This is a genomic window from Gorillibacterium sp. sgz306347 (assembly GCF_059735245.1).
The window spans coordinates 1-13188 of the sequence record NZ_JCAPET010000005.1 but is presented as its reverse complement, the minus strand read 5'-3'; the positions used below and the strand labels follow the sequence as shown (position 1 = coordinate 13188).

The 13188-nt window shown below is 58.2% G+C and carries 9 protein-coding genes; 3 read left to right on the top strand and 6 right to left on the bottom strand.

Annotation, left to right across the window (positions count from 1 at the left end; translation table 11 throughout):
* The first annotated feature begins 87 nt into the window (after positions 1–87).
* Complete coding sequence (locus AC6I6H_RS04390) at positions 88–957, top strand: AraC family transcriptional regulator (RefSeq protein WP_497951905.1); 870 nt, start codon at positions 88–90, stop codon at positions 955–957.
* A 101-nt stretch (positions 958–1058) separates the two neighbouring features.
* On the opposite strand, the gene AC6I6H_RS04385 is transcribed toward AC6I6H_RS04390, so the two are convergent.
* Complete coding sequence (locus tag AC6I6H_RS04385; RefSeq protein ID WP_497951901.1) at positions 1059–1397, bottom strand: DUF1801 domain-containing protein; 339 nt, start codon at positions 1395–1397, stop codon at positions 1059–1061.
* Between the two features lie 35 nt (positions 1398–1432).
* Positions 1433–2956, bottom strand: coding sequence for a malate:quinone oxidoreductase (locus AC6I6H_RS04380; RefSeq protein WP_497951896.1), 1524 nt, complete (start codon positions 2954–2956; stop codon positions 1433–1435).
* Positions 2957–3336: 380 nt separating this feature from the next.
* On the opposite strand from AC6I6H_RS04380, the gene AC6I6H_RS04375 reads away from it, so the two are divergent.
* Entirely contained in the window at positions 3337–4287 is a 951-nt protein-coding gene (locus tag AC6I6H_RS04375; protein WP_497951893.1) for a response regulator, read from the top strand.
* A gap of 119 nt (positions 4288–4406) precedes the next feature.
* Positions 4407–10364: an S-layer homology domain-containing protein gene (locus AC6I6H_RS04370; protein ID WP_497951888.1), complete on the top strand. Its 5958-nt coding sequence runs from the start codon at positions 4407–4409 to the stop codon at positions 10362–10364.
* 216 nt (positions 10365–10580) lie between these two features.
* On the opposite strand, the gene AC6I6H_RS04365 is transcribed toward AC6I6H_RS04370, so the two are convergent.
* From AC6I6H_RS04365 to AC6I6H_RS04350, 4 genes are all read right to left on the bottom strand, one after another.
* Positions 10581–10739 (bottom strand): hypothetical protein, encoded by a 159-nt coding sequence (locus AC6I6H_RS04365; RefSeq protein ID WP_497951884.1) that lies wholly within the window; start codon positions 10737–10739, stop codon positions 10581–10583.
* Between the two features lie 14 nt (positions 10740–10753).
* The gene (locus AC6I6H_RS04360) at positions 10754–10990 is read right to left on the bottom strand and encodes a phosphotransferase (RefSeq protein WP_497951880.1); all 237 of its coding nucleotides are present in this window, start codon (positions 10988–10990) and stop codon (positions 10754–10756) included.
* 7 nt (positions 10991–10997) lie between these two features.
* Complete coding sequence (locus AC6I6H_RS04355) at positions 10998–11255, bottom strand: hypothetical protein (protein ID WP_497951878.1); 258 nt, start codon at positions 11253–11255, stop codon at positions 10998–11000.
* A 153-nt stretch (positions 11256–11408) separates the two neighbouring features.
* Positions 11409–13188 (bottom strand): S-layer homology domain-containing protein (locus AC6I6H_RS04350; protein ID WP_497951876.1); only part of this gene is annotated, 1780 nt, incomplete at its 5' end.

The following is a 13188-nucleotide window of genomic DNA, read 5'->3' as shown; positions in this document are numbered from 1 at the left end:
CCGGCCGGGGCATGACCGTTTCGTGCAAAGTATGCAAGGCTTACCGCTCCCGCGTCTCCTATAATCAAGCTTGAAAGGAGGGTCTGCATGGATTGGCTTGTTCGCATGAGCAGCGCAATGGATTACATCGAAGCCCACTTAACGGAAACGGTCGACTACGACGAGGCGGCGCGGATCGCCTGCTGCTCCACCTATCATTTTCAGCGCATGTTCTCGTTTATCACCGATGTTCCGCTGTCCGAGTATATCCGACGCAGGAGGCTGACGCTGGCGGCCTTCGAGCTCCAAAACAGGGGCGTGAAGGTGATCGATGCCGCATTCAAGTACGGCTATGAGTCGCCCGAGGCGTTTTCCAGAGCGTTCAAAAAAATGCACGGCGTCATGCCCATGGCTGCGCGCGACAAGGGCGTGTCTCTGAAAGCCTATCCGCGGATGACCTTTCATATTTCGATTAAAGGAGCTGCGGAAATGAATTACCGGATGGAAGAAAAACCGGCCTTCTCCATGTTCGGCGTCTCGACGCAAATCAATGCGGCCGATGAAAAGCCGTTCACGGAAATCCCGGCCTTCTGGACCAAATGCATTGAAGACGGGACGGTCGACCGAATCCGCAAGGCCGCCGGACTGGGCGAAAACGGGCAGATTCACGCGGTCTTGTATCACAACGACCAAAATCCGTTCTCTTATCTGATCGGGTATCTTATGCCGGTATCCGGCCCCCCCGAAGGCTTCGAGCAGCTTGCGTTTCCCGCTCAAACCTACGCCATCTTCTCGACGGGGCTGTACCCCGACGGGCAGAGCGGGATTCAGGAACTGTGGAAACGCATTTTCACCGAATGGTTTCCGACCTGCAGCTACGAGCACGCGGAAGGCCCCGAGTTCGAAATGACCTACGACCGGGGAAACAACCATTATGAAATGGAAGTTTGGATTCCGGTCACGAAAAAAGCCGGCTGAACCGCGTGACGGGCCGCCTCTTTGCCTGGCGGCCGTCTCTCTCCAAACAAACGCAAGCGCCCCTCCGGGTCCGGTCCTGCGGACGGAGGGGCGTTTGTTTTTTACAGCGTCGCGGAAGCCTGGGCAATCAGCGAGGTCAGCAAGCTTTTGTCGGGGCTTTGGCCCTGCTTGAATTTCACCGTTTTTCGTTCGGGAGGGCCTTCAAATTCGGCCGGAAGCGAAAGCGCCGCTGTATGGAAAATGGTTAAGCCGACGGCCGCTTTGGATGGCGAGATCACTGCCGCGTACTTCCCGTTTTTCAAAAAATGAGGCTTATTGTACTGCATGCGCTCCGACACATCCGGAATGGCGGCGTGCACAGCATCCCGCAGCTCCGCGCTGATTTCCCGCTGCCACGCTTCGCCGAGCGCCTCGATAAATCGGGTGATCTCCTCGTTCATGGGTTCAGCCCCTTGATTTGGTTTGCAGAACTAAATTACAGAATAATGACCGGTGTCTTCGGCTCCCGCTCCCCGTTCCGGCTCGTTAAGCCGAGCGACCGCGCGGTAGACGCTTGAATGGAATGAACAAGCTCCGGGTTTTCCGATAACGGGACGCCGTAGGAAGGTATCATTTCCCTAAGCTTCGGTTCCCACGCCTTCAGATGCTGCGGGAAGCATTTTTGGATGACCTCCAGCATGACGGAAACGGCGGTCGAAGCGCCCGGCGAGGCGCCGAGCAAAGCGGCGATCGACCCGTCCGCGGCGCTGATCACTTCCGTGCCGAAGCGGAGGATTCCTTTTCCGTCGGCCGTGTCTTTAATAATTTGCACCCGCTGGCCCGCTACCGCCAGCTCCCAATCCTCGCTTTTCGCCGTCGGGACAAACTCCCGCAATGCGTCCAGCCGCTGCTCCTTCGACAGCATCAACTGCTGGATGAGGTACTTGGTCAGGGCCATGTTCTTGACGCCGGCCGCCAGCATGGTCGTCAGGTTGTGCGGTTTGACGGACGTGATCAGGTCGAACATCGAACCGAATTTTAAAAACTTCGGCGAAAAGCCGGCAAACGGACCGAAGAAGAGCGACTCCTGCTTGTCGATGTACCGGGTGTCCAGGTGCGGGACCGACATAGGCGGAGCGCCCAGCGCCGCTTTGCCGTATACCTTGGCGTAATGCCGCCCGGCAACCTCCGGGTTCTTGCACACCAGAAACAGCCCGCTTACCGGAAACCCGCCGATGCCTTTTCCTTCCGGAATCCCGGATTTTTGCAGCAAATGCAGACTTCCGCCGCCTCCTCCGATAAAGACGAACGGGGCCGCATGGCGTTCGACCGCCCCGCTTTCCGCGTTCTGTACCTTCACTTCCCACAAGCCGTCGCGGGTCCGCTTGATGTCCTTTACCTGGCGGTTGTACTGAATATCGACCGTTTTGCTTTTCAGATGATCAAACAGAAGACGGGTCAGCGCGCCAAAATTGACGTCCGTGCCCGACTCGATCCGCGTCGCCGCGACCGGCTGGGTCACCGCCCGGCCCTTCATCATCAGCGGAATCCATTCCGCCAGCCGGTCCGGGTCGTCGGAATATTCCATCCCCTGAAAAAGAGGATGCCTTGAAAGCGCTTCAAATCGTTTTTTTAAAAAGGCCGCGTCCGCCTCTCCCTGCACAAAGCTCATATGAGGCACGGGCACGATAAAATCCCGGGGGTCGCGGATCAGCTTGCGGTCGACCAGGTGAGCCCAAAACTGTCTGGATACCTGATACTCTTCGTTCACTTGCACCGCCTTGCTGATATCGACGGAGCCGTCCGGTTTCTGAACGGTGTAATTCAGCTCGCACAGGGACGAATGCCCCGTTCCCGCGTTGTTCCACTCGTTCGAGCTTTCCTCCCCCGCCCTGGCGCGCCTCTCGAACACCGTGATGCTCCAGTCCGGCGACAGCTCCTTCAGCAGCGCCCCGAGCGTCGCGCTCATGATGCCGGCGCCGATCAAAATCACGTCGGTTTTCGTTTGTCGGTTGCTCATGTTTACCGTCCTTCTCCCCTACGTTTTGCAGGAAGGATACAGGCGCTCCTGCGTACGCGCCACAGCAAGCCAAGGCCAGACCTTATTTGCCCATCTTGTCGGAATTTATGCTCTCCCTCTAGTTTAGCGCGATTATTAAGTAGAAACAATATCAAGAAACTAATCCGGGCGGAATGATCTTTCTATCGCCCGCGGCCGGCGATCTCTGCCATATTCTCTGCTATAATAATGAAACATTCCGGTTCGACCGGAGTCCCGTTTGATCGCAAACGGGCCGCTTCTTTGCGCGGAGCGGCTTTCGGGCTTTGCTCCGCTTTCGGACGACGCGGCACTCTATGCTCCCTGACACCGCTCATTGACCCGCCATGGGAGGAGACATCATGACCTACCGAACGATGCTCGTCGAAGACGAGAAAAAGATATTGGCCTACATGAAGAACAAACTGGCTGCCTATCCGGCCTTTACGGTTTGCGGCTGCTTCGATATCCCGGAGGAAGCGTTGGCCGCCTTTGGCGAGCTGCGCCCGGATGTGGTGTTTCTGGACATTCAGCTTCCGCGTATAAGCGGTCTTGCCCTTGCCGCGCAGCTGCTTGCGGTCAAGCCGGACGTAAAAATTATTTTCATGACCGCGCATGATCAATATGCCCTGGACGCTTTTCGCGTAGAGGCGATCGATTATATTCTCAAGCCGGTCCGCAACGAGGATCTGGAACGCATTCTGCACCGGCTGGGCAAGCTGCTCCCTCGTACGCAGGACGCCTTTGCTCCCGTCATCCGCTGCTTTGGCACATTCGAGGTGCTGGACCGGCTGGGCCGACCGGTAAAATGGCCGACCAAAAAAGCGGAGGAGCTGTTCGCTTATTTATGGACGTACAAGGGACAGCAGCTGAGCAAATGGACGCTAATCGAGCTTTTGTGGCCGGAGCAAACGGAAGAAAGAGGCATTGCCAATCTTTACACGGCGGTTTATCGGGTGAAGCAGGTCCTGCTGCAGCTCGCGGTCCCTATGGAGGTCGAGCGCACCAGCACCGCGTATCGTCTGTCGGCGCCCGAGCGCATTTCGGATTTGGAGGAGCTGCACTGGCTTGCAGGCATCCCTTCGCGAATAGACCAGCATTTTCAGCGGGCGCTGGCCCTTTATCTCGGCTACCGGCAGCCGCTGTTCGGAGGCCGGGGCTATGCCTGGAGTGCCGGCTTGGACGCCTCCATCGACCGGACCATGGAAAAGCTCGGCGTTTTGCTGTTGGAAAACTGCCGCCACAGAGGCGACCGCGAGCATATCCGCACCCTCGTTGAGGTTATGGAAGCAAGGCATCCGGAGCTGGACTAAGCGGGAACTTTTTTGGGGAAGGGCAATATCGGGGAGCATTTTGTCAAAAATTTGTGAGATTCCAACGTTATAATTTCTCTCATAACATAATTTTTATCACAACAAGGAGAGAGAAAGAGATGATGAGAAAAACGTTGGTCGCTTTGCTCACGCTCGTCATGCTGGTGAACGTGTCCTTTGGCATGAACGTTCCGAAAGCAGCGGCCGGTCCGTCGCTGTTCAATGTAGGCAGCGGAACGGCGGAGGACCCGTATCTGGTGACGACTCCTGCGGAGCTGGACGCGGTCCGTTACGAATTGTCCGCGCATTACAAGCTTGGCAATGACATCGATCTGATCGATTATGTCGGACCCGGCGGACCCGGCTACAACGATAGCAAAGGCTGGGACCCGATCGGAGATGAAGACTCCCGCTTTCGGGGCGTCTTTGACGGCAACGGACATACCATTTCCGATTTAAGAATCGACCGGCCGGGAGAGAACAGCCTGGGCCTGTTCGGCAGCCTGGATGCCGGCGCCGTCATCCGCAATGTCGGCCTGTTGGACGCATCTGTTCAAAGCGGCGACATGGAAAACTATATCGGCGGCCTGGTCGGCATCAGCCGCGGGGAAATCGCCAACAGTTACGTAGTCGGCAGCGTCAACAGTTTGTCTACGTTCGTCGGCGGTCTGGCCGGGAGCCTGACGGACAACGGCAAGATCTCGAATTCCTACACAAACGTGTACATTTTCGGCGGGTACTATGTCGGCGGCTTGGTCGGCGCCATATCCGGCACCAGCACCGTATTGAATTCCTATTCCACGGAAACCGTCGGCTCTCCAAGTGCGGAGCATATGGGCGGCTTGGTCGGAGCCAAGCTCTCCGACGAAGCGGCTGTTATTTCATCCTATTACAATTATGATAATACCGGCCTGACGGACAACGACCGCGGCGAAAGCAAGATGCCCAATGAGCTGCGTGCACAAGCTACCTATGTCGGTTGGGATTTCACGACGGTCTGGTCGATTGAAGAAAGCATCGATTACCCGCAGCTGCGGGTCTTTACGAACGCTCCGACGGACAACGGACCGACGGCGAATCCGACCCTGACGGGAACGGCGAAGGTCGGCCAAACGCTGACCGCAGCATCCGGTTATTCGGATGCGGACGGAGATGCCGAAAGCGGCACGACGTATGCGTTCTACCGTTACGAAGCGGACGGCGCAAGCAACGAGCAGGAAGTGCAGGCCGCTTCCTCGGTTAACACCTACTTGATCACGGCCGGAGATGCCGGCAAAGTGATTCGCGTCAAGGTCGTACCGAAGAACGGCAAAGCAACCGGAAGCGAAGCGGTCAGCAGCGCGACGGCTGTGATCGCTCCGGCCTCGACGCTGGCGGGCGAAGGCACGGATATTTCTCCGTACCTGATCACCTCGGCAGCCGATCTGGATCAGGTGCGCGATGACCTTTCGGCGCATTACAAGCTGATGGCGGATATTGATTTGACGACCTATCTGGCACCCGGCGGACCGGGCCATAACGACGGAAAAGGCTGGGCGCCGGTCGGGTCGACGTCGAGCCCCTTCCGGGGCACCTTTGACGGAGACGGCCATACCATTTCCGGTCTTTGGATCGACCGGGCCAGCGAATCCAATGTCGGCCTGTTTGGCCATATTCATCTCGGTGCCAGTGTGGTGAATGTCAACCTTGCCGAGGTATCGGTTAAAGGCGACGTCAATGTCGGCGGAGCCGTCGGCAATAATGCCGGCAACATTACTCATGTAGCGGTGAGCGGAAACGTCACAGGCTTCGCGTCTGTCGGTGGAGCTGTCGGCTACAGCAGCCAGCTGGTCTTCTACTCCTACTCCACTGCAGCCGTGGAAGGAACAAGCTTCGTAGGCGGTCTGGTCGGCAATCTGGCGGGCGGTTCTGTGGAAATTTCCTATGCCGCCGGGACTGTCACCGGGGCATCCGATGCTGGAGGCCTCGTAGGCTATTTGAACAGCAATTCTGGCGGTTTTGTATGGTATGGCTACTACGACCTCACCGTAAGCGGCCAAACCGATACGGGCAAAGGGGAAGGCAAAACAACGGTACAGATGAAGCAGCAGGCCACGTTTGTGAACTTCGACTTTGTCACCATGTGGACCATTGACGAAAACGTTACGTATCCGCAGCTGCGGATCTTTGCTCCGAGTACGCCGACGGACCAGGCGCCGACGGCGAATCCGACCCTGACGGGAACGGCGAAGGTAGGCCAAACGCTGACCGCAGCGTCCGGTTATTGGGATGCAGACGGAGATGCCGAGAGCGGCACGACGTATGCGTTCTACCGCTACGACGCGGACGGCGCAAGTAATGAGCAGGAAGTGCAGGCTGCTTCCGCAGTCAACACGTACTTGATCAAAGCCGAAGACGCCGGCAAAGTGATTCGGGTCAAAGTCGTTCCGAAGAACGACAAAGCAGCCGGCAGCGAAGCGGTCAGCAGCGCGACGGCCGTGATCGCTCCGGCCTCGACGCTGGCGGGCGAAGGCACGGAGGCTTCTCCGTACCGGATCGCCTCGGCGGCCGAGCTGGATCAGGTGCGCGATGATCTGACGGCGCATTACAAGCTGACGGCCGACATTGACTTGACGACCTATCTGGCTCCGGGCGGAACGGGCCACAACGACGGAAAAGGCTGGGTGCCGGTCGGGTCGGCGGCAACTCCCTTCCAAGGCACCTTTGACGGAGACGGCCATACCATTTCCGGTCTGCTGATCGATCGCTACAATCAACCGCATGTCGGCCTGTTCGGCATGACAGCCGAAAGCTCTCATATTCGCAATCTCAGGCTTGCCGACGTTTCGGTTTGGGGCAATACAGAGGTTGGCGGGATAGTGGGCCTTAACCAAGGAACCATCTCCCATGTAGCCGTCAGCGGAATCGTGAGAGGAGGCGGGTCCCTCGCAGGCGTTGCGGGCTTCAACGCCGGAGTCGTTTCTTCCTCCTATTCGACTGCGACGGTAGAGGGGCAAATGTATGCGGGCGGTTTAGTTGGTTTGTTGGCGGGCGGAACAATCCGGACTTCCTATGCAGCGAGTCCCATCCATGGTTTTTTGGTAACGGGCGGACTCGTTGGCGCTTTGGATGGACCCGGCAACCTTGTGATTGATTCCTACTACGACCTGACGGTAAGCACAAAGTCCGATACGGGCAAAGGCGAAGGCAAAACAACGGAGCAAATGAAACAGCAGGCGACGTATGCAGACTGGGATTTTGTCTCCGATTGGACGATTGAAGAAGGCGCTGCATATCCGCAGCTTCGCATCTTTATGAGTGCTCCGGCAGACCAGGCGCCGACGGCGAATCCGACCCTGACGGGAACGGCGAAGGTTGGCCAAACGCTGACCGCAGCGTCCGGTTATGCGGATGCAGACGGAGATGCCGAGAGCGGAACGACGTATGCGTTCTACACCTACGACGCGGACGGCGAAAGCAATGAGCAGGAAGTGCAAGCCGCTTCCACGGTTAACACGTACTTGATCAAAGCCGAAGACGCCGGCAAAGTGATTCGGGTCAAAGTCGTTCCGAAGAACGACAAAGCAGCCGGCAGCGAAGCGGTCAGCAGCGCGACGGCCGTGATCGCTCCGGCCTCGACGCTGGCGGGCGAAGGCACGGAGGCTTCTCCGTACCGGATCGCCTCGGCGGCCGAGCTGGATCAGGTGCGCGATGATCTGACGGCGCATTACAAGCTGACGGCCGACATTGACTTGACGACCTATCTGGCTCCGGGCGGACCCGGTTACCACGACGGAAAAGGCTGGGTGCCGATCGGAAAAGAACTCCGTTTTGCAGGGGTCTTCGATGGCAGCGGCCATACGATCACCGGACTTATGATTCATCGTCCGGATGAAAACACCATCGGTTTGTTCGGCAGAGTGTTCGAAGGCGCCACCATTAAAAACATCCGCCTCGAGCAGGTGAACATTTCCGGCGAAAGCTATGTCGGCGCTCTGGCCGGAACCAACGGCGGCATCATCACGGCAGCCAGTGCAACCGGCCAGCTTACCTCGAATGATTGGTTTGCAGGCGGCCTGGTCGGAATGAGCGAAGGCCCGATTTCCTTCTCTTACACGAATGTAGCCGTAACCGGCGGAACCGTAGTCGGCGGACTGGTCGGACGCAACGACAGCCGCATCTTCTCTTCGTACGCGCTTGGCAGTGTCACCGGCGTGGAGACGGTTGGCGGACTGACGGGGACGAACAATTACGAGCTCGAGAATTCCTACTCCGCGGGTCCGGTTACCGGCACGACCGATGTCGGCGGGCTGACAGGTAAGAACCATGAAGAGCTTTCCGGCGGCTACTATGACGCTACCACAAGCGGACAAACGGACACCGGAAAAGGCGAAGGCAAAACGACAGCCGAAATGATGCAAAAAGCAACATATGTCGGCTGGGACTTCGAAACGGTGTGGACGATCGACGAAGGCCGCGGCTATCCGCAGCTGCGCGTGTTCCAAACCACGCCTGCCGTGACGGCGCCGGGAGCGCCGACGAATGTTACCGCTGTTGCCGGCAGCGGCCAAGCAACGGTATCGTTCACCGCTCCGGTAAATGACGGCGGAAGCCCGATTACGGGCTACGAAGTCACGGCTGTGCCGGGCGGACTGACAGCAAGCGGAACGGGGAGCCCCATCACGGTGACGGGCTTGACGAACGGAACCACCTATACCTTCACGGTGAAGGCAATCAATAGTTCGGGAAGCAGCGCCGCATCGGATGCTTCCGCGGCGGTAACCCCGCAAGCGCCTTACATTCCGGGACCGGTGCCAAACCCGAACCCGGGAACGGGAAGCGGAACGGGCTCGTCCGAATCCGTAATTGTCATCGTAAACGGCAAGGAAGAAAGCGCCGGAACGGCCACCGTCACGGAAACGAACGGCCAACGGACGCTGACCATTGCAGTGGACGAAACGAAGCTGGAGCAGCGGCTTGCCGCGGAAGGCAATCGTCCGGTCATCACGATTCCGGCAACGGCCACTGCCGATACCGTCATCGGAGAGCTGACCGGCCGCATGGTCAAGAGCCTGGAGCAAAAACAGGCGACGCTGGTGCTCCAAACGGCGCAAGCGCTGTACACGCTGCCCGCCGAGGAAATCAACATCGACGCGCTGTCCCGCCAGCTTGGCACGGCGGTTGACCTGCAGGACATCAAGATTCACCTGGAAATCGCCAAACCGGCGGCCGGCATGCTTCAAATTGTCGATCAAGCCGCCGCGCAAAACGGGTTGTCGCTCATCGGCACTCCGGTGAACTTCTCCGTCACCGGCACCTTCAGCGGCAAGACGGTAGAAGTATCCGCTTTTAACACCTACGTGGAACGCGGCATCGCTCTTCCGGAAGGAACCGACCCGGCTCGCCTGACGACCGGCGTCGTGGTCAATCCCGACGGAACGGTACGCCACGTGCCGACAAAAGTAACGCAAGCGGACGGCAAATACTACGCAACCATTAACAGCCTGACCAACAGCACGTATGCGGTGGTCTGGAATCCCGTTGCCTTCACGGATGTGACCAATCACTGGGCACAAACCGCTGTGAACGACATGGGGTCCCGGATGGTTATCGCCGGTATGGGCAACGGAGCCTTGGAACCGAACCGTGCCATGACCCGGGCCGAATTCGCCTCCGTCGTCATCCGCGGTCTCGGCCTGGCGCCTGCAGCCGGCACATCGGGCTTCTCGGATGTCGCGAAAGACGCCTGGTACAACGGCGCCATCGTCACGGCATCGGAATACGGCCTGATCAGCGGCTTCGGCGACGGAACCTTCCGTCCGTCGGACACCATCACCCGGGAGCAAGCCATGACGATCATCGCCAAGGCGATGCAGCTGACCGGCCTGAACGCCGGACAGGAAAACCCGGATGCGCCGGCAGCCTTTACGGACGATTCCCGCATCTCGGCCTGGGCTAAAGCCGCTGTAGCGGAAACGCTGCAAGCCGGCATCATCAACGGCCGTCCGAACGGACAGCTTGCTCCGCAAGCCAACGTAACGCGCGCTGAAGTGGTCGCCATGATCACCAACCTGCTTCAAAAATCCGGATTGATCTAAACGCCGGATAAGCAAAACAAAGAGAACCCCTGTCCCGGCCGTTCATCGGCTGAGCAGGGGTTCTCTGTTTTTTGGGGAAGGCGGTACCAGCCGGTCAGCGAAACCCTAGGAAGCTTTCGCTTGAATGAAATAATAGAATCCGGTTGTTCCGAATCCCATTTCGCTCGGAAGCAGACCATTTTTCGAAGACATCCTTCGGTCCCGGAAGCCACACCGTTACCCGATGGGTTCGTTCAACCGTTCCTCTATAAACGCGATGAGCTTGGCATTTTCCTCGTCCGGAAGCCATTCCGTCAGCCGGGCCGCCGCAACCGGAAGCATCCATTCTTCGATGGCGCGAAGCTCCAGACCGGAGCAGGCAAGATAATGGTCCAAGTAGATGCCGTCGATCAGCTCCCAACCAAAACATTATCCGGGTGAAAATGGCCGTGGCAGAGCCGGTTTCCAATCGGAAGGTTTTCCAGGCATGCCAAAATCCTTGTTTTCGCATCCTCCGTTAGCAGCGGGGCGTTCCGAATGTTCCGGGCCAGCGCTTCCTTTTGCCGAAGCACGAAGAAGTTCCCGGTTTGCTCTGCCTCCGGCTCATATTTATGAATGCGGTAATGGAGTTCCGCAAATTCCTTCATCAAACGGTCAAGCTCTTCGGGATGCTGAATGCTCTGCTGAAGCAGAGTTGCCCCTGATGCGCTCAAACACAATCCCTTTCCGATGAACCGATTCGATGAGTTCGTATGCTTTTGGAGCCGGTATCTCCAGTCCGGAAACGATCTGATTCACTTCATATTCATACCGCACCGCATCCATGGGAATGCCTTCTCTGTACTGCTTGAAAATCTTCCCTTCCCCGTATTCGAATATCTCGGCTGTTCGACCTTCGCTCAACTTTTCCACTGGACAATCTCCTTGTCCCCTGTTGAAAAATCGCTTTCATTACACGCAGCGCTTTGGTTCGAACGGAAGCGTATCAAAGGTTATTCTCTTTCGTCAAGGAATTAAGTCCATGTTTAAGGCCCTCCGCTTTTGGGAGGGCCTTAAACCGGCGCTTTAGATTAATCCTGATTTGATAAGCAGGTTCCGCACCAAAGCGGCAACCTCGGCCCGGGTGACGGAAGCTTTCGGATCCAGCACCTTGCCGTTCCGCCCGGTCATAATGCCGGCCTGCAAATTGTCGGCCGCACTCTCGCGCGCCCAGTTGGCAATAAGAGCAGAGTCCGCATAGCCGCTCAGCAAGGCGGCGGGTTGCTCCTCGGCAAGCTTGTCTTTCAGACCGCTGAGCTTCATGGCTTTGGCCAGAATAACCATCGCCTGCTCGCGCGTGATTTCCTCCTCCGGCCGGAACGTGCCGTCCTCGAAGCCGCTGATCAAGTTGTAAGCCGCAGCGGTTTGAATGGCGGAATTGTACCAGTCGGTCACCTGCACGTCGCGGAACGGAGCTTTGGTGTTTTCCGGCTTCAAGCCAAGGCCGCGGACGATAATGCTGGCAAATTCACCGCGCGTGATCGCTTGGCCGGGCTTGTACACCCCGTTTCCAAAGCCGCTCACCACCAGACGCGAGCCCATGTCATTCACCGCTTCCTGCGACCAGTGGCCCACCACGTCCGTGAAAGTCAGCGGGTGCCAGACGACCGAGTACGTGCTGTTCGTCAAGCTGTTGATCTCCGCGTAATACTTGCCGTTCCTGATGGTGATTTTCGTCGGCACATGCCGTACCGTTCCGTCCGGTTCTACTACGATGCCGGTTGTGATCCGGTTCGGGTCCACCCCGTCCGGAATCGGAATCGTCCGCTTGACATATGCGTCGAACTTCGATATTTCAATCGTCCGGCCGCCGTACACGCCCGTCACCGTAAAATCAATGGCCGGGATCATAAGCGTCAGCTTGTTCTTGTCGGCCGCGTTTTCCACAACCTTTACCGTTGCTGCGGCAGGTTCGGCAATGCCAATCCGAATCTTGATGCCCTCCAGTTCTACGCTGCTGCCCAGTTGGCGGGATACATCATCAATGTTGATTTGCAGGGCGGGAAGCGTGTACGTTGCTTTGCCCGTGACGATTTCTATGACCGCCTGCTTGCCTTCCATGTTCTTCACCATCTGGCCGTCCAGCTCGCCGACAATGACATTGGAGCCGGCCGTGACCGGAATCGTCAGTACGGCATGCTCGCCTTCCGCATCAAGCTTCGCCTGGAGCTTCGCCGGATCGACCGCGACCGTCGTCGTCTTTACGCCGCCCGCTTCCGTCGTCGTCGCCTTGCCCGCGCGTTCTTCCTTGCCATTGACGAGCACGATGACATCATCATTCGCAGGCGTTGCCGGAGCCGGCGTTACCGGTCCCGCAGGCGGCGTATAATTCGGCGTGAAGGTCAGCGTCGCCGACGCGCCTGCCGGCCTCGAGGTCGCGCTGTCTGCCGCTATGCGTACCAGCACCGTCACCGTGCCCGTGAATACCGGCGGGTTGCCGGGATTGTAGGCCGTCCAATTTACGCCGCCGTCCGTTGAATACTCCATCGTCGCGTCCGCGCCCGTGATCGTATTTGTTGCATCATCAGCCGTTACGGCCGGGGCCGCCGGTGCGTTGGGAGCGTTCGGCGTGAAGTTCAGCGTCGTCGCCGCGCCTGCCGGCGTGGAGGTCGCGCTGTCTGCCGCTATGCGTACCAGCACCGTCTGCGTGCCCGTGAACACCGGCGGATTGCCGGGATTGTAGGCCGTCCAATTTACGCCGCCGTCCGTTGAATACTCCATCGTCGCGTCCGCGCCGGTGATTGTATTCGCCGCATCATCAGCCGTTACGGCCGGGGCCGCCGGTGCGTTGGGAGCGTTCGGCGTG